At 62.7% G+C, this 17,767-nt stretch carries 17 protein-coding genes; 4 read left to right on the top strand and 13 right to left on the bottom strand.

Translation table 11 applies throughout. The features are described 5' to 3' along the window. Positions 1-39: 39 nt before the first annotated feature. The 8 genes from G6N73_RS14220 to G6N73_RS14185 form a co-directional block, all read right to left on the bottom strand. Positions 40-975: a sugar ABC transporter substrate-binding protein gene (locus G6N73_RS14220; protein ID WP_165028602.1), complete on the bottom strand. Its 936-nt coding sequence runs from the start codon at positions 973-975 to the stop codon at positions 40-42. A gap of 27 nt (positions 976-1,002) precedes the next feature. Further along, positions 1,003-1,917 carry a sugar phosphate isomerase/epimerase family protein gene (locus tag G6N73_RS14215; RefSeq protein WP_165028600.1) on the bottom strand — a complete coding sequence of 305 codons (915 nt, stop codon included), beginning with the start codon at positions 1,915-1,917 and terminating at the stop codon, positions 1,003-1,005. A 26-nt stretch (positions 1,918-1,943) separates the two neighbouring features. Beyond that, positions 1,944-3,035 carry a Gfo/Idh/MocA family protein gene (locus G6N73_RS14210; protein WP_165028598.1) on the bottom strand — a complete coding sequence of 364 codons (1,092 nt, stop codon included), beginning with the start codon at positions 3,033-3,035 and terminating at the stop codon, positions 1,944-1,946. 38 nt (positions 3,036-3,073) lie between these two features. Then, a complete protein-coding gene (locus G6N73_RS14205; protein WP_165028596.1) occupies positions 3,074-4,135 on the bottom strand; it encodes an ABC transporter ATP-binding protein in 1,062 nt (353 codons plus the stop codon). Beyond that, positions 4,128-5,228: an ABC transporter ATP-binding protein gene (locus G6N73_RS14200; RefSeq protein ID WP_165028594.1), complete on the bottom strand. Its 1,101-nt coding sequence runs from the start codon at positions 5,226-5,228 to the stop codon at positions 4,128-4,130. Before G6N73_RS14200 ends, G6N73_RS14205 begins: the two co-directional genes overlap by 8 nt. Beyond that, positions 5,225-6,184, bottom strand: coding sequence for a carbohydrate ABC transporter permease (locus tag G6N73_RS14195; RefSeq protein ID WP_165028592.1), 960 nt, complete (start codon positions 6,182-6,184; stop codon positions 5,225-5,227). The genes G6N73_RS14200 and G6N73_RS14195 overlap by 4 nt, the downstream gene beginning before the upstream one ends. Further along, on the bottom strand, positions 6,181-7,041 hold the full coding sequence (locus G6N73_RS14190) for a carbohydrate ABC transporter permease (protein WP_165028590.1): 861 nt from the start codon (positions 7,039-7,041) through the stop codon (positions 6,181-6,183). Before G6N73_RS14190 ends, G6N73_RS14195 begins: the two co-directional genes overlap by 4 nt. 76 nt (positions 7,042-7,117) lie before the next feature. Beyond that, positions 7,118-8,725: an extracellular solute-binding protein gene (locus tag G6N73_RS14185; RefSeq protein WP_165028588.1), complete on the bottom strand. Its 1,608-nt coding sequence runs from the start codon at positions 8,723-8,725 to the stop codon at positions 7,118-7,120. A gap of 354 nt (positions 8,726-9,079) precedes the next feature. Between G6N73_RS14185 and G6N73_RS14180 the strand changes: the two genes are divergently transcribed. Beyond that, positions 9,080-10,099: a LacI family DNA-binding transcriptional regulator gene (locus G6N73_RS14180; RefSeq protein WP_165028586.1), complete on the top strand. Its 1,020-nt coding sequence runs from the start codon at positions 9,080-9,082 to the stop codon at positions 10,097-10,099. Between the two features lie 120 nt (positions 10,100-10,219). Here the strand turns inward: G6N73_RS14180 and G6N73_RS14175 are convergent, their stop codons facing one another. Beyond that, positions 10,220-10,438 (bottom strand): hypothetical protein, encoded by a 219-nt coding sequence (locus G6N73_RS14175; RefSeq protein WP_165028584.1) that lies wholly within the window; start codon positions 10,436-10,438, stop codon positions 10,220-10,222. A gap of 19 nt (positions 10,439-10,457) precedes the next feature. Between G6N73_RS14175 and G6N73_RS14170 the strand changes: the two genes are divergently transcribed. The 3 genes from G6N73_RS14170 to G6N73_RS14160 all read left to right on the top strand — a co-directional run bounded on the left by G6N73_RS14170 (position 10,458) and on the right by G6N73_RS14160 (position 12,307). Continuing rightward, positions 10,458-11,018 (top strand): hypothetical protein, encoded by a 561-nt coding sequence (locus G6N73_RS14170; RefSeq protein WP_165028582.1) that lies wholly within the window; start codon positions 10,458-10,460, stop codon positions 11,016-11,018. A 277-nt stretch (positions 11,019-11,295) separates the two neighbouring features. Next, complete coding sequence (locus tag G6N73_RS14165; RefSeq protein ID WP_246252044.1) at positions 11,296-11,808, top strand: hypothetical protein; 513 nt, start codon at positions 11,296-11,298, stop codon at positions 11,806-11,808. Between the two features lie 307 nt (positions 11,809-12,115). After that, a complete protein-coding gene (locus G6N73_RS14160) occupies positions 12,116-12,307 on the top strand; it encodes a hypothetical protein (RefSeq protein WP_165028580.1) in 192 nt (63 codons plus the stop codon). A gap of 34 nt (positions 12,308-12,341) precedes the next feature. On the opposite strand, the gene G6N73_RS14155 is transcribed toward G6N73_RS14160, so the two are convergent. From G6N73_RS14155 to G6N73_RS14140, 4 genes are all read right to left on the bottom strand, one after another. Then, positions 12,342-13,976 (bottom strand): ABC transporter ATP-binding protein, encoded by a 1,635-nt coding sequence (locus G6N73_RS14155; RefSeq protein ID WP_165028577.1) that lies wholly within the window; start codon positions 13,974-13,976, stop codon positions 12,342-12,344. A gap of 1 nt (position 13,977) precedes the next feature. Beyond that, entirely contained in the window at positions 13,978-15,072 is a 1,095-nt protein-coding gene (locus tag G6N73_RS14150; RefSeq protein ID WP_165028657.1) for an ABC transporter permease, read from the bottom strand. Between the two features lie 46 nt (positions 15,073-15,118). Further along, positions 15,119-16,042, bottom strand: coding sequence for an ABC transporter permease subunit (locus G6N73_RS14145; RefSeq protein WP_165028575.1), 924 nt, complete (start codon positions 16,040-16,042; stop codon positions 15,119-15,121). 193 nt (positions 16,043-16,235) lie between these two features. Further along, on the bottom strand, positions 16,236-17,753 hold the full coding sequence (locus G6N73_RS14140) for a peptide ABC transporter substrate-binding protein (protein ID WP_165028655.1): 1,518 nt from the start codon (positions 17,751-17,753) through the stop codon (positions 16,236-16,238). Positions 17,754-17,767: the final 14 nt, after the last annotated feature.

Below are 17,767 nucleotides of genomic sequence, written 5' to 3'. Positions count from 1 at the left end.
CGTATCCATCTTCGTCCTCTGTTGGAGCCGACGTGAGGCTCACTCGCCATAGAGCTTGAGGATCGGCTCGTAGCTCGACTTGTCGTAGAGGCTGAACGTCTGGATGTCGTAGCCGATCGGCTCGCCCGAGGCGGCAAGGTTGAGCAGCGCCACCGGCATGAAGCCCTGCGCGGAGGGGAACTGCCACGCCGCGGCATTGAAGTAGCCGTCACGCACCGCTTCCGCGACATCCTTGGAATTGCCCCAGCCGACCACGGGGATCGAGCCGGCCTGGATCCCGCCATTGTCGAACACCTTGCGGACGGCAGCCGCCACCGAGTCGCCGAGCGCGATAATCGCCGGCGGATTGTTGGCGAGCATGTAGTCGCTCATCTTGGCGATGATGCCGGCCGGGTCGGTCCCGGCGTCGACCACGTCGTACTTCACGCCGAGCGGATCGAAGACGCTGGCGATGCCCTCCGTCTCGAGCTGCTGGTAGCTGGCGCCCGGCACCTCGACGGGCAGAAACACCGTGTCGCCTTGCTTCACCAGCTTGTTGTCGACCAGGTACTTCGCCCAGGTCACGCCGGCCTGGCGGAGGTCCGCGCCGACATAGGCCTGGCGGCCGGTCGCCGTGTCGTCGGTGTTGAAGAAGACGACGGGAATGCCCGCATCCTTGGCCGCCTGAACCTCGGTGTTCCAGAGACCCGGCTGCGCGGACGTGGTGCCGATGCCGTCAGGCTTCGCGGCGATCGCCGAGTTGAACGCTTCCTTCTGGGCTGCCATGTCGCCGCCCGAGAAGGAAATGTTGCAGGTGACGCTCAACTGTTCGCAGGCCTTGGTCGCGCCCGCATTCCAGTCGAGCCAGAAGGCGTCGGACGGCCCGCCATGCGACAGCAGGTAGAACGTCTTCTCTTCCTGCGCCTGGCCCGGCGTTGCAAAAGCGGCGCAGGCCAGAAGCGCAGCAGCAGCGAATTTCACTGTCGATTTCAACATTATGTCATTCCTCCCTTTCACTTGGTCTCAGAGGCCGTTCTGGCGGAACTTGCCGTCGAGGAACTTCTTTGCGCGCGGCACATCATCTTCCGACAGGTGCTCGATGATCACCGGGATGTTCGGGTGCTTTTCGGCAAGCCGCTGCAAATAGAGATCGTAGTTCAGCGAACCGAGGCCGGGAGCCGGCAGCTCGATCTCGCCCACGCCGCGGAAAGTGTGGCTCTCAAGCGCGTCCTCGTCGCCGATATCGGCATGCTTCTCGGTCTTGTCGTCGCCGGAACGCTTCACGTCCTTGGCATGGGCGATCCTGATCTTGTCGGTCAGCGTGTCGAAGACCTGGTTCAGGATCTGGTCCATCCTGTCGATGTTGTGGGTCTCGAAATAGTTGGTCGGATCCATCAGCAGGCCGAGGCCCGAGTGATCGACCTGCGCGAACATTTTCACCGTCTCCTCGACCGAGCCGACGACGTTGTTGACGTAGGTTTCGAGCAGGAACACCGCGCCATGGTCATAGGCGGTCTGAGCCAGGTCGGCGACCACCTTGCGGCACTCCTCAAAACCTTCCTCGGTCTTGTTCTTCGGATGGTGAACCCAGTCGGACTCGGTGTTGTAGGTGCCGGTCTCGGAGATCACGTAGGGTGACCCGAACAGACGGGCGTTCCTGATGATCTCCTTGAGGTAGCCGACGCGCCTCTCGCGTTCGCCCCTATCCGGGTGGATGATGTTCGTGTAGCCGGAGATGCAGCAGATCGGCAGGTTGTGGTCGCGGAACACGTCGCGGACCTGCTTCGCCTTTTCTTTGGTGATCTGCCCGGCCGAAAGATCGACGTCCTTGAAGTGCAGGTCGAGCTGGACGGTATTGAAGTCCAGCGCGCGGATCTTCCTGGCAGTCTCCTCCAGGCTGTAGGGAAAGTATCCCGTGAAAATACCGGCTTGCATCATGATGTGAACTCCTCCCGAATGTGGCTTCAGTTGATCGCAATTTCTGAAAGTCTGACCGTGCGAGCCTCGGCGATAGACCGGTAGCCGGCCTCGACGAGTGCCATGGTCTTGACGTTGTCGGCGACGGAGAGCGCCGGCGGCGTGCCCGTGGCGACCGCATGCTGCAGTTGCTCCATCACGCCGATGAACGCGTGCGGGAACCACATCGTGTCCCAGCTCGGCGTCACCCACTCGCCGCCGGTGGTCCGCGCGGAAGCGTAGCTCAGGGTCGACGCCGCGCCGGTCGGCCAGCCGATAGTGCCGCGCGCGACGCCCTCGGTGCCCTCGACGCGCCAGGTGATGTGCTGGTCGTCCTTGTATCCGTCCTGCCGGGGACCGGACCAGACATCCTCCAGCGAGACGGCCATGACGCCCGACGGGAACTTCATGGTGGAAATGGTGATGCCGTCCGAATGATCGAACCGGGTGCGCGGATCCTTGCGCGTCAGCGTCGTGATCTCGTCGGGGTCGCCGAAAAGGAAGCGCAACGCGTCAAGATGATGGACGCTCATGTTGGCCAGCGTCAGCCGGTCGTAATCCTCGAGGAAGCTCTGCCAGTGCGGGATCGCATGCATGTCGATCTGCGCAAACACAATGTCGCCGAGCGCGCCCTGCTCGATGATCTGCTTCAAGACGCGCATTGACTGGTCGTAGCGCATGTTCTGGTTGACAGAGAGTATCTTGCCGGCAGCCTTCGCCTCGTCGCGGAGCTTGATCGCCTCGCCGAGCGACAAGGCAAGCGGCTTCTGGGCGAGGATCGCCTTGACGTGCGGCTGCTTCAGCGCATGGCGGATGAGGGCCGGCTGCTGGTCGGGCGGAAAGGCCAGGTCGATGATCTCGACCTGGCTGTCCTCGATCAGTTTTTCGGGCGTGTCGTGGACGGTCGCAATGCCCCAGCGCTCGGCAACCTTGCGCGCATTGGCCTTGGTTCGGGAGGCGATCGCGACGACCGGGAAGCCGGCTTCCTTGTAGGCCGCCAGATGGCACTCCGCCATGATCATACCGGCGCCGACGCAGCCGATCTTGTATTCCCTGTTGCGGACTTTCACGTCCGGCTCAAACTCGGCGGTTTCAGCCATCAGATCCCTCCCTGTCATTCCTTGTGCGGCGGCGCGGCTCATCGCGAAAGCGCGGTCCCGTTCCGCGAAAACAGATGGACGGCGGCCGCGTCACAGCTCAACGCGACCATCGCTTCCGGCCTGATGTTGGGCTGGCCGCGCATCAGCGCCCTCACCCGCGACGGTCCGGCATCGACCGTCACCACCGTATAGCCGCCGAGCGGCTCGACCTCATAGACCCGCGACGGCGTTCCGGACTGGCCCTGCGCCCACGCCGACACCCTGATATCCTCCGGCCGCACGCCGACTTCGGCGATTTCGGCGGCGCCGGCCAGGCCTTCGACGGCAATCGCACCGTCCGCCACGCGAATGTCGTTGCCGCTCGCCGTCGAAGGCAGGATGTTCATCATCGGAGAGCCGAGCAGGCGCGCCACATAGGTGCTGGCCGGGTGGTCGTAGATCTCGAGCGGCGTGCCGATCTGTCGGATGGCGCCCGCTTCCAGGATTGCCATGCGGTCGGCCACCGACATCGCCTCCTCCTGGTCGTGGGTCACATAGATCAGCGTCTTGCCGAGTTCGCGCTGGATGCGTTTGAGCTCGACGCGCGTTTCTTCGCGCAGGCGGGCATCGAGCGCCGAGATCGGATCGTCCATGAGATAGGCGACAGGATCGCGCACCAGCGCCCGGGCGATAGCCACGCGCTGGCGTTCGCCGCCGGAAAGCTGGGCGGGCTGCTTGTGGAGGATGTGACCGATGTGGAGCTTCGCGGCGACGTCGGCAAGCTTCCGTTCGATCTCGGCCTGCGGGATTTTTCGCTCGGCGAGCGGGAAGCGGATATTGTCGCGCGCGTTCATGTGCGGAAACAGCGCGAGGTTCTGGAACACCATCGCCACGTTGCGCTCGGCCGGCGAAACCGCATTGACCGGCTTGCCGCCGATCAGGATCTCGCCGTGATCCGGCATTTCCAAGCCGAGGATCAGCCGCAGGATCGTCGACTTGCCGGACAGCGGCGGGCCGAAGAAGCAGAAGAACTCGTTGTCGTGGATCGTGAAGGACGCGTCCGACAGCGCGACCGTGCCGCCGTAGCGCTTGCCGACATTCCGGAAGGCGATCTCAGCCATTGCCCGCGCCTCCGATGGCCTGACCGGTCGTGCGATCGAAGATCCGCACCGCGTCCATGTTGGGCGTCACGATCGCCGAAGCGCCGAAGGCGGCCTGCTGATCGTTGTCGAGAACCACCTTGATCGCCGAATCACCCTCGCCGAGATGAACGATCGTGCGCGCGCCGATGCGCTCGACAGCCGTGACCTGTGCTGCAATCCCGCGGCCTTCTCCCGCAAGCGTCGCCTGCTCGGGCCGAAAGCCGAACAGGACCTCCCTCGAATGGCCACGCATCGCTGCCGCAAGCCGCTTGGGCAGGGGAGCGGTCGCGCCAAGCGGGCCGAGATCGATCACCAGGCCGCCATCGCTATCAGCCGGCCAACCCGGCAGCAGGTTCATGCCGGGTGCGCCGATGAATCGCGCCACGAAGACGTTGGCCGGATTGTTATAGACGTCGAGCGGCGTGCCGACCTGCTGGAGCATGCCATGGTCCATCACCGCGATGCGGTCGGCCATCGTCATCGCCTCAAGCTGGTCGTGGGTGACATAGACCATGGTCTGCCTGAACTGGCGCTGCAGGTGCTTCAGTTCCGTACGCATCACGGCGCGGAAGGCCGCGTCGACATTCGAGAGCGGCTCGTCCAGCAGGAAGATCACCGGCTCCATTATCGCGGAGCGGCCGATCGCGACGCGCTGCAGAATGTTGACCGACAGCCTGTCCGCCCGGCGATCGAGCAAGGAGGTCAATTGCAGAAGCTCGGCGATGGCGCCGACGCGGCGGTCGATCTCGGCCTTCGGCCTGCCGTGCATGCGCGGCCCGTAGGTCAGGTTCTGCCGCACGGTCATGTGGGTGAAAATCGCGTAATTCTGGAACACGAACCCGACCCCTCGCCGCCCCATCGGCACGCCGGACATGTTGCGGTCGCCGAACAGTATGCGCCCGGACGTCGGTTCCTCCATCCCGGCGATCATGTTCATGGTCGTCGACTTGCCGCACCCCGAAGGACCGAGCAGCGCCATGAACTCGCCGTCGGCGATCTCGAGGTCCATCGTCTTCAGCGCGGTGAAATCACCGAACTTCTTGACCAGGTTTTCCAGGCGGATCGTGCTCATGCCCGCGCCTCCCGCGCCGCGGCCATGCGCTTCATGGCAAAGACGGTGGCGATGGAGAGCACCAACAGGATGGCGAGCGCGATCGCCGCGACATAGCCCCAGATCAGGTCCTGCGTGGTGAGCTTGTAGATATAGACGGAGATCGTCTCGGTCGCGACGCCCGGCCCGCCGCCGGTCATGATGTAGAGCGTGTCGAATATCTTGAAATTCTCGATCACCCTGATGGCGAGCGCGATTATGATGATCGTCTTCATCTTGGGCAGGACGATCGTGGTGAAGCGCTGCCAGGCATTGGCGCCGAGCAGCGTCGCGGCCTTCATCTGGTCTTCCGGCACGCCGACGAGCCCGGCGAGCAGGATGAGGAACATCAGCGGCGTCCATTGCCAGATGTCGGCCATCATCACCGCGGCGAGCGCCAGCGTCGGGTCCGACAGCCAGGCGATCGCGACGCGGGTGCCAGTCAGCGCCGACAGGATGTCGTTCATCGGCCCGCCCGACTGGAACAGCATGAAGAACATGTAGCCGGCCACCGCAGGCACGACCATCATCGGCATGAGCAGGATCGAATAGAACAGCCGCTTGCCGGGAAAATCGTCGGCAAACAGCGTCGCCAGACCGAGCCCGAGCAGGAATTCGGCCGGGACGCAGACGATCATCACGACGAAGGTGCGCCAGAGCGCGCTCCAGAAGCGGTTGTCGGCCGCGAGGTCGGTATAGTTGGCAAAGCTGTTCCAGAGCTCCCAGGCGTTCCACCAGCCGATGCCGGAAAGCGGCGACCAGTCGGTCAGGCTGATGTAGAGCTGCATCAGGAGCGGGAAGACGGCGATGAAGAGCACCAGGATCTGCGCCGGCAGCGCCAGCCGGAAGCCGAGACGCGCGGCTTCGTCGCGGGCAACCGCGCGACCTTCAGCGGCGAGCGTCGCCATGGCGTCCTCCGAGGCGGTGGCGACGCTCATTGCTTCAGCGCCCCAAAGGTCAGGCCGCGCACGAGATGACGCTGGATGGCGATGCCCATGATGACCGGCGGAACCGCCGCGATCAGGCCGAGCGCCGCCTTCGCGCCGTAGAGCTGGCCGGTCATGGAGGACGAGAGCGACGCCATATAGACAGGCACGGTGACCCATTCGCGCGTGGTCAGCAGCAGCGCGATCAGATAGTCCGACCAATTCAGGATGAAGACGAACAGGGCGGCGCTGGCCAGCGGCGCCCGCATCATCGGCAGCGTGATCTTCGTGAACACCCGCCAGCGCGAGCATCCCTCGACCAGACCCGCCTCCTCGAGCTCGCGCGGCATGTCGTCGAAGAAGGTCTTCATCAGCCAGAAGGCGAAAGGCAGCGTGACGATGCCATAGACGAGAGCCAGGCCCCACCAGGTGTCGGTGAGATTGAGGAAGGCCCACATAATCATGACGGGGATCATCACCGCCATGGGCGGGAAGAGCCGCAATTGGGTGAGCGCCAGCGGCAGGTTCTGGCCGGAACCGAAGCGGGAGAGGCCGTAGGCGGCAGCCGTGCCGGCCGTCATTGCAATCAGCGTCCCGAGGGTGGCGGACAGCAGCGACGACAGGATCGGCTTCAGGGCGGTCCTGTCGAGCGCGACGATCAGGCTCGAATCGGACTCGCCGAAGATGAAGCGGAAGTTGGAGAGCGTCGGTGCATTCGGCCACCAGGTGAGCTCCGCTCCCGTCGCCGACCACTCGCCGATCGGCTTGAAGGCCATCGAGAGCATCCACAGGATCGGGATGAGCGTGACCGCGAGCGCCAGCAGGATGACGGCGTAGCGGAATATCTCGAATGGGATTGAACGCTTCATGTCGAACGCTGATGCCGCTGGCTGTGAAGGCGGGAGGGACTGCTGGCGTCCCTCCCTTCCGGCTTGCTTGGGAGGATCAACTTACCGGATCGAGAATTGTCGGCCACGCCGCTTTGTTGGTCTTGATGGCTTCGAGCAGCTTGTCCTCGCCGGTGCGACGCGCGATCCGGAGCCACTCCGTCTCCGTGTCGGCCATCGCCTGCTCGGCCGTCTTTGCCTTGGTGAGAGCGGCGACGAGGTTCTCGTCGAGCGCATTGTGGAAGGCCGTGGCGCCGGGATAATTGATGGTCGGCACTGTGCGGGCCACCGTCTCGCGCACCACGTCCATGTGGTAGGCGTGATAGGTCTGGCGCACCAGCGGATCGGAGAAGTCCGACAGGCGGAACGGATCGAAATAGCCGCCGGGATTGGCGGTCATCCACGCATAGATCCGCGCCGATCCGAGCCACTGCAGGAAGAGGTAGCATGCCTCCGGGTTCTTTGCCTGCGAGGACACCGACGCCGAGAGGTTGAGCCACAGCACCGAGCGGCTCACCATCTTGCCATCGACCTCACGGCCGGGCGGCAGCATCGAGCCGATCTTGCCGGTGACGGCCGAATCCTTGTTGGCAGGGTTGTCGAGGAATTTTGGCAGGTTGGAGAAGGCGCAGGTCATGGCCGCGCCGCCCTTGGCGAAATTGCCGTACTGCTCGGGCCAGCCCCACGAAACCGCGTCCGGGGACTTGTAGGCCAGCGAATCGATGTATTCGCGGGTCGCAGCGATGCCCGCCTCGGAGTTGATCAGCGGCTTGCCGGTATCGTCGAACAGGAACTGGTTCGGCGAGCCCATCGAAACGTAGCGCTGGTACCAGTTGGTATAGCCCCAGCCCTGGTTGCGGATGTCGGTCGAGCCGAGCAAATTCTTGTCCGGGCGGTGGAAGAACAGCGAGATCTCGTCGAGCTGCTTCCACGTCTTCGGCGCCGCCAGCGCATAGCCGTGCTTGTCCGCGAAAGCCTTCTTCTCGGTCTCGTCGTTGAAGAGGTCGGTGCGATAGACCCAGGTCTGGAAATCGCCGTCGAGCGACACGCCGTAGGTGGAGCCGCGGTACTGGTTGAGCAGCGACACGCCGCTGGCGCCGTTGACGTAGCCGGACTGCGGATCGTCCCATTCGGGCCTGTGCTTGGCGACGAAGTCGTCGAGCTTGATGATGCCGCCGGTTTCGGCGAGATCGCCCAGCCGGTTCCACTCGACCGCATAGATGTCGTACGCCCCACCCTTGGTGGAGATGTCCTGCATCGTCTTGGTGAATTCCTGGCCGTTCGGAACACCGACGATTTCCAGCGTGATGCCGGTTTCCTTCTCCCACAGATCCTTGATCGAAGGGGCGCCGGCCGGGAAAGGCTGGGTCAACTGGCCGATGGAGCCGTCGGAAAGGCCAAGCACGATCTTGTCGACCCCGCCGGCCTTCATCGCCTTGGCGGCCTCGACGGCGCGCCCCTCGGGCGTCTCGGGACCATACTGATAGCGTTCGGCGCCCTCGAAGCCGGTCGGGCCGCCGATCATGCCCGCGGCAAGCGCGTCAGCCGCGTAGGCGCGGCCTGGGCGAATAAATTTCGGGGCGATACCGACCGCACCGACAAGCAAGGCGGCTTTTCCGCCGGACGCAAGCAGACCGCGCCGCGAGATGCGTACAAGGTTCGACATTGATTTCCTCCCTCCGGAACCACTTTAAGGACCCCGTATGAGGAATATTGACGTTTGCTCATGAGGCTGTCAACATCATTTCAAATCAAAAATCATCACTCAGGTACATCGAGAAGATAGCCGTGCAAATTCAAACTCCTGCCGCAGCGCACAAAATGCTGATACACTCCCATCATGATGTTATTTGAGGTGTTTCCGCCCGCTCCTTTCGGCTTGCGGCATGATCGCCGGCTCCCTAAACACCGTTGCGACGCTTGCCGTCCATCCTTGTCCAGGTACATCTTTTTCCATCAGAATCACTCGGGCCGTGCCCGTGGTGGACACCCGTTCCACCTTGCTTGAAAGCTCTGCAGCATGCGTTCGACCCTTATGGACATTGCACGTGAAGCCGGGGTTTCCGCCGCGACGGTGGACCGCGTGCTCAACAACCGCCCCGGCGTTCGCGACCGCACGCGCGAGATCGTCTTCAATACGGCGAAGAAGCTCGGCTACCTCGCGACTGCCCCGAGCTGGGCCGGGCAGAGTTCGGCAAAGATCCGGCTCGATTTCGTCCTGCCTGTCGGCACGAACACCTTCATTCGCATGTTGCACGACCAGTTGAGCGCGCAAGGCGCGGCGCGGCCAGAACTCGACGTCCGCGTCAGCTCGATCGAGGGCTTCAACCCCGACACCCTCGCCCGTACGCTGCACAATTTGCATGGCAAGACGGACGGCGTCGGCCTCATCGCGCTCGATCACCCGACCGTCCGGGAGGCGATCCGGGCGCTGTCGGCCAACGACATCAAGGTCGTGACGCTGGCGACGGACATACTCCACGTGCCGAGGGTCGCCTATGTCGGCATCGACAACCGTCAGGCCGGCAGGCTGGCCGGCTACGTGCTCGGGCGCCTGCTGGGCGCTGGCCAGCCGAGGAAGGTCGCGATGTTCGCCGGATCGCTGTCCTATCGCGGCCACCAGGAGCGCGAGATGGGTTTTCGGCACGTTCTTGCCGAAGAGTTCCCGAACCTGGAGATCGTCGAACTGCGCGAGATGCGGGACGACCGCGAACGCGCCTATGCGGAAGCCGCAGCCTTGCTCGACCGGCACGACGATCTTGCCGGCATATACAACATCGGAGCGGGCAACCAGGGCGTCGCGCGCGCCCTCAAGGAGCGAAACCTCGAACGCTCGGTCGTGTTCCTCGGCCACGAACTGACGGAAGGCACCAAGCAGCTTCTGCTCGACGGGACCATGGATGCGGTCATCGACCAGAACCCCCGCGTCGAGGCCCGCGAAGCGCTCAACCTGCTCGAACACGCCGTGCGCGACCTGCCGTATGAAGGGCATCCACCGCGGCTGCACCTGATTTTGAAAGAGAACATCCCCGAGGTTTAGCTCTCGATCTCGTATGCTCGCCGCCACCGGTGGAGAACGCCAGTAGGACTACATTGCGGAAGATCGGCCGAGCCGTTCAGCCTTCACTCTTCGCGAAAGCCCCACAGAAACTTCTCGGCGTCAGAGACCGCCCTCGACCAGACGCAGCTTCAGCGCTTCATTGGCCTTGACGTACCAACCGGTCTGCGCCTTCTCGATGCATTCATCGAAGCTTACCCCGGTATCCCGGCAGAGCATCTCGAAGCTGCCGCGCTCAGCAGGCCGGACATGCGGATCTGCGGCCGGAGCAGGCACTCCGGAATTGAGGTCGCGGTGCGCGATATCTGGGCGTCCATTCAAATGGCCTCCGTTGCACGGAATGAACAACCAACGCTGTCCGATGTTCCTGGGCGATATCGGCATCCGCTGCCAACGCAAGGACGTTCGCTCCGCCGTTTCCAGTCGGCATCATGTCTCAATATCCGGAACAACATTCACGAGACGACCAAGGAAAAGCCCTTGCCTTAGTCGAGGCGGCACGTCACAACCCTACCGGGCATTTTTGGAGCGGGGAAAAAATTGCATGAGAGCCGTTTTTGACGGCCTGCAGGATATTCTGCGGGCCAGCGTTGATTTTGTGCGCGGTAAAGAGGCCGAGCCGGACCAGTTCTGGATAGACCACCTCCGGCAAGGAGGATGGGTGAAGTTAAAAGTGCTCAGCATCGAGTCGCACCACATCCAGGTCACGGTCGTCGATTGCACGAAGAAGGAATTCCTCGGCCAAATCATGTCCATCAGAAAGGACAGCGGCTTCATACGCCGCGCTGAAAGGAAGATGGTCGACAAGATCCGCCCCGACGCCGTGCTGATCGTCGGCGTGCGGAAGAAATCGGACGTCCAATATCTCAAGTCGATCGCCAGTCTGGAGCATGTGGCGTGACGAAAGCGGTGCAACCGTATTCTGGCGGCGTTTCTAGCAGCAGGCGAGGCATAAAATTGGGGTCGGGGCGTTGGGACATCCACTAATCGTATCGTATTACACACCGAACACACCTTATGAAGGCCACGCCAGAGAGCTAGCCGCTTCGGCCCGCAGGCTCGGGCTGGACGCGAGGATTGAGTCCCGCCCGGCGAAAGCGTCCTGGGTCGAAAACTGCGCGCAGAAGTCGCTATTCATCCAGGAGATGCGTAGGGCGACCGACCGCAGCATCTTGTGGGTGGACGCCGACGCCGTCATCAGACGGCCGCTGACCGAGCTCGTAAATTGCCACGCCGACATGGCCGCTGTGAAACGCCAAGGATGGGATTTCTCGGGCGGACAGATTTACTTCGGAACCGGCCCGGGCGCGGAAGCCCTCATCGATCTATGGTGCCGATATTGCCGCGACTTCCCGCACGTATGGGATCAGGTTTCGCTCGGCTACGCCTGGTGGGATATGGCTCTCGAGAACAGAATTTCGGTCGAGTGGCTGCCAGAGACGATCCTTGCGAAAGTCAAACAGCGGCCGATTTCGGCGCGGATGCAGATGGCGTTTTCAAGAGCGGCGATACTGCACAAGCAGGAAAGTCGCAGCTCGAAAAAAGTGCGGCATAGGCGCGACGAGGAGTTCCCTGGAGACCTACTGCCCGAATGGTGGCGAGCCGCCGCGATCAAGAACCTGCCGTTTGCCATCGGCCCGGAACTCTTGCCCGATCTAGGATTAAGGCAGGTGGATATAAGCAGCGCCTGAAGCAAAAAAGAGCCCCACCCGGCCAAAGCCAGAAGGGAAACGGGCGATGATGGACATGGACCAGGGGACGGCGGGCACCTAGTTATGGCGTACCACGCAGCGGCGCCGCCGAGATCAGTGCCTTGCCCAGGCTCCAGAGGAACGCATTGAACAACTGACACTGCCCGAAGTTCCTGGGCGGTTGCGGCGTTCGCTGCCAAACGAAAGACGTTCGCTTCACCGTTTCCTGTAGGCATCAGGCCGCAACACGAGGAACCAACAATTACCGGCCGGGTTTCAGGAAGACCACCAACCAGCAAGAGCTGGCATGGCAGACGACAAAACGAAGTCCGGCGGTCAGCATCAGGCGAGCATGACAGACGATCTGGAGGCCGAGGCGCTCCACTTGGCCGAAGCGACCGATCTGTCGCCGAACCAGGCCCGCGAACTCATTCGCCGCCACGGCAACGACCGCAAGAAGCTCATGGAACTGGCCAAGACGTTCAAGGCTGAAAGCTGAGGGCGACCGCTAAGTTAGACCAGCCTTGGCAGGGCTAACTCGGCGCTGCCGCCCGGAACTTCGTCACATCGATCGCGGCGGCCATCAGCGTCTGTGTGTATTCCTCGCGCGGATCGTCGAATATCTCGGCTGTCGGCCCTTCCTCGACGATCTGGCCCTGCTTCATCACGATGATGTAGTCCGACATCGCCCGCACCACGGCTAGATCGTGGCTGATAAACAAATAGGACAGATCATGCGCCTGCTGGAGGTCGCGCAGCAGGTCGACAATCTGCTTCTGGACCGAGCGGTCGAGCGCCGAGGTCGGCTCGTCGAGCACCACGACCTTGGGCTTGAGGATGATGGCGCGGGCAATGGCGATGCGCTGCCTTTGCCCACCTGAAAATTCGTGCGCATAGCGATTGCGCATGGCGGGATCGAGCCCGACCTCGCGCAACGCCTCAATCGCCCGTCGATCGCGATCCTTGCCCGAGAGCGACGGCTCATGCACCAGCAGGCCCTCGGTGATGACCTGGCCGATGGTCATACGCGGCGACAGCGAGCCGAACGGATCCTGGAACACCAGTTGCATCTCGCGTCGCAGCGGCCTCATCTCCTCGCGCCCGGCTGTGGAGATGTCGCGTCCGCCAAACCGAATGGCCCCGTCGCTGGGGAGCAGCCTCAGCAGGGCGCGGCCCAGCGTCGACTTGCCGGACCCGGACTCCCCGACGATGCCGATAGTCTGCCCTTTCTTCAGCGCGATGGAAATGCGGTTGACCGCCCGCAGCATCAGCGGCTCGCCGGCCAGGAAGCCGCCGCCGATCGTAAAGGTCACCTCGACGTTCCTGCCTTCCAGCAGGATTGGCGCGTTGGCGGGCGGCGGCGCCTTGCGGCCGGTTGGCTCCGCCTCCAGCAGCATCTTCGTGTAGGCGTGCTTCGGCGTGGAGAAAAGCGCTTCCGTGGCGCCCTCCTCGACCACCTCGCCGGAGCGCATAACGTAGACCCGGTCGGCGAAACGGCGGACGATGCCGAGATCGTGGGTGATGAACACAATCGCCATGCCGAGCCTGCTCTGCAACTCGGCCAGAAGCGCCAGGATCTGCGCCTGCACCGTCACGTCGAGCGCCGTCGTCGGCTCATCGGCGATCAGTATGTCGGGATTGTTCGCCAACGCCATGGCGATCATGACGCGCTGGCGCTGCCCGCCGGAAAGCTCGTGCGGGTAGGAATCGATGCGCCGTTCGGGATCAGGTATTCCGACCAGCCTCAAAAGCTCCAGCACGCGCGGTCGAGCCTGCGCAGCCGAAAGGAGCCCTCCATGATGGATCAGCGGCTCGGAGATCTGGCGGCCGATCTTGTAGAGCGGATCGAGCGAGGTCATCGGCTCCTGGAAGATCATGGTGATCTTTTCGCCGCGCACCTTGTTGAGGCGGCGCTCGGACATGCCGATCAGTTCCTGGTCGCGGTAGCGGGCGGAGCCGGTGGCGCGCCCGTTCGAAGCCAGGAGCCCCATCAGCGCCATCATGGACTGGCTCTTGCCTGAACCGGACTCGCCGACAATGGCCACCGTTTCGCCCGGACGTACGTCGAAATCGACATTCTTCACCGCCCGCACCTCGCCATCATGCGTGGCGAAGCTCACGTTCAGGCCGCGAATGCTCAGGATCGTGTCGGTCTTATTCTCCCCCATATCAGCGGTCCTTCGGGTCGAGTGCGTCGCGCAGGCCGTCGCCGAGGAAGTTCAGGGCGAACAAAATGACGGTCAGAGCAATTGCCGGATAGATCAGCAGCCAGGTTGCGCCCTGGATGTTGGCCGCGCCGTCCGAGATCAGCAGGCCGAGGCTGGTCAGCGGTTCCTGCACGCCGAGGCCGAGAAACGACAGAAGGCTTTCGAGCAATATCGCCTTGGGCACCAGGAGCGTGACGAACACGACGACCGGACCGAGCGTGTTGGGAATGATGTGACGCCGCAGAATGCCCGAATTGTCGACGCCGAGCGCCTCGGCCGCCTGCACGAATTCCTGGCGTTTCAGCATCAGCGCCTGACCGCGCACGATGCGGGCCATGTCCAGCCACTCCGTCGCCCCGATGGCGATGAAGATCAGGATGAAATTTCGCCCGAAAAACACCACGAGCAGGATGACGAAGAAGATGAAAGGCAGCGAATAGAGGATGTCGACTATGCGCATCATTACACCGTCGACCCGGCCGCCGAGATAGCCGGCGATCGCGCCGTAGGACACGCCGAACAGAAGCGCCATCGCGGACGCGAGAACGCCGATCGCCAGCGAGACACGAATTCCGATCAGAATGCGGGCAAGCAGGTCGCGGCCATTGGAATCAGTGCCGAAGAGGAAGCGCAGCCGGTGAACGTCGGCCACCATGACGCCACTCCGTCCGTCAGCGCTCAGTTCCTCGATGCGGGCATTCTCGAACAGGTCGGACCGGTCGACATAGCGCACGATGCGCGGGTCGAGCGCCTCGCTGCTCGAAATCGGCATCCGCACCGTCGATCCTTCGACCTCGGCGGAGCCGGTCTCGACGCGGGCGCGGCTTACGACGCTCTCGAATGCGGGAATGATGCGCTCGGCCTTGGGATAAGCCTCGAGGCTGGCCGGCGTGCGCACATATTGCGGGTAGATGCGGTCGTATGGATGAGGCGCAACCAACGGCCCGAAAATGCCCGCAAGAGCCAGGAGCAGCAGCACTATCGCGCTGGCGACCGCCGCCTTGTTCTTGCGTAGACGACGCCATGCGTCCTGCCACAGTGACCGCCCGGCGATCATTGGGCCGGCCTCGGTGAGCACTTCACGCGCCGCTATGGTCGAATGATCAGTCATAGCGCACCCTCGGATCGAGCAATGCGTAGAGGATGTCGACGATAAGATTGAAGACGACGACGAACACGGCGATGACGACGACCGTTCCCATCACCAGCGTGTAGTCGCGCCCAAGCGCGCCCTGGACGAAATAGCGGCCTATGCCCGGTATGCCGAAGATCGTCTCGACGACGACCGAACCCGTCAGCAGCGCGGCGGCGGTCGGACCGAGGTAGGAGACCACAGGCAGGATGGCGGCACGTAGCGCGTGGACGCCGACGACGATGCGGGTCGGCAGACCGTAGGCGCGCGCGGTGCGCACATGGTCGGATCGCAGCGCCTCGATGGTGGCGCCGCGCGTCAGGCGGGCCACTATCGCGATCTGCGGCAATGCGAGCGTCGCCACCGGAAGGATCATATGCCGCAGCGAACCGCTGCTCCAGCCTCCCGCCGGCAGCCAGCCTAGCCAGACGCCAAACAGCAGGCTCAGGATCGGCGCGATGACAAAGGGCGGGATCGTGATCCCGAACGTCGCCGTTCCAACGACGGCGTAGTCGACGGCGGTGTTTTGCTTGAGCGCGGCCAGCGCTCCGAGGAAAGTTCCCACGATAAGTGCAAGCGAGATGGCCATTCCACCGAGCAGGACCGACACCGGCAGCCCTGTGCGGAACAGGTCGACCACGGAAAAATCCCGGCGGGTAAAGCTTGGCCCCAGATCACCCTGCGCCAGGTTCCACAAATAGTGGCCGTATTGGTAGAGAAGCGGCTTATCGAGATTATAAGCCCGATTGAGGTTCTCCATGATCAGCGGGTCGAGTGGGCGTTCGAGGTCGAACGGCCCGCCGGGCGCCAGGCGGATCATGAAGAATGCGATTGTGACGATGATGAAAAGCGTCGGCACCGCGCCGGCAAATCGCCTCAGCACATATGCGAACATTGGCTAACTCCGCGGGCCGTCAGATGTAACGCCCCTTGATCGTGAGGGGTTCCCGATGCGGATAGCCGAGGCTTCGTCGACGCCGGATACGGCGCCGCAGCGAAGTTCCTTGCAGATATCGACCATGCCCGCACGCCGGGAAGCGAAGGTCCATGCGGGAGCAAACTCCCGCATGGACGTTGCACCCGCCGGGTCAGCCTTCGATCGACATGAAACGCGTGCCGTGGACGTCCTGGATGTTGTCTTCCCAGCCCTTCAGCTTGCTCGAAACGAGCGCGCGAGAAGAGTAGTAGAGGATGGGAATAGCCGGAACTTCCTTCAGGAAGATAGCTTCGGCCTGGTTGAGAAGCTTGGAGCGCTCGGCCAGGTCGATGGTGGTCTCCGCCTTTTCCATCAGCGCATCGTATTCGGCGTTCTCCCAGCGCGGATAGTTGAAGCCGAGATTGTCGCTTTCGAACAGGAAGAGGAAGTTCTGGGGATCGCTGTAGTCGCCGATCCAGCCGGCGCGGGTGATGTCGAAGTCGCCGTCCTGCTTCATGTAGTCGAAATAGCCGGTTCCTTCCATCTCGAACAGGGTTGCGGAGATTCCGATATTCTTCAGCATGTCGGCGATCGCCGTCATGGTGTTCTTGTTGTTCTCGCTGGTGTTGTAGCGAAGCTCCACGGAAAGCTCGCCTTCCTCGACGCCGGCTTCCTTCAGCAGTTCCTTGGCTTTGTCCTCGCGATCGAGGATGTCCATGTCCTTGTATTCGAGGAACACGGGATCATTGTAGTTGCTGATGCCGGGCGGCACGATCGAATAACCGGGCAGCATGGTTTCGCGCCAGATTTCCTTGGCCAGGAAGTCGCGATCGATGGCCATGGAGATCGCGTGACGCACGCGCGGATCAGCCAATTTCTCCTTCTTCACCTTCACCGGCAGGTAGTAGCTGCCGAGATAGGGCGCGATGTGGACCTGTTCGCCCAATTTCTCGCGCATATAGTCCATCTGTTCGGCCGGAATATCCGAGCAGGACAGCACCTCACCGGCCTCGAAGCGTCGCAGGCAGGCGGAACGGTCTTCGAACGGAATGAAGTTGACGACGTCGATCTTCACATTCGCCGCATCGTGGAAATGCGGGTTCTTCTTCATCACGATCTTGTCGTTCGGAGTGAACGATTCGAGCATGTAGGCGCCGTTGGTCACCATGTTGCCCGGCTTGGTGAAATCGTTGCCGAACTTCTCCACCGAAGCCTGATGGACCGGCAAGCCGGTCTGATGGGTAAGCAGCTCGAGGAAATAGGGCGTCGGAGCAGCGAGCGTGATCTCGAGCGTCCGGTCGTCGATCGCCTTGAGGCCCATTTCCTCCGGCTTCTTCTCGCCCTTGTTCACGGATTCGGCGTTGGCGATCGCATAATGCATGTTCGCATAGGGCGCGGCTACGGCCGGATCCTGGATGCGCTGGAAGCTGAACACGAAATCGCTGGCTTTCACAGGATCGCCGTTCGACCATTTGGCGTTTTCGCGCAGCTTGAACGTGTATTTCAACCCGTCGTCGGAGACTTCCCAGCTCTCGGCGACGCCAGGAACGACTTCGGCCTTGGCGTTATAGACAACCAACCCTTCATAGAGCTCGCGCATCAGATTGGCTTCGGCAATAGTCGATGTCTTGTGGTGGTCGAGCGTCGTCGGATCGGTGTCGTTGCCGCGGTTGTAGATCACTTCCGACATCGCCGGCGCGATAA

This window comes from Allomesorhizobium camelthorni (assembly GCF_011045125.1).
GTDB classification, from domain to species: Bacteria; Pseudomonadota; Alphaproteobacteria; order Rhizobiales; family Rhizobiaceae; genus Allomesorhizobium; species Allomesorhizobium camelthorni.
This window is presented reverse-complemented; position numbering and strand designations above follow the sequence as displayed.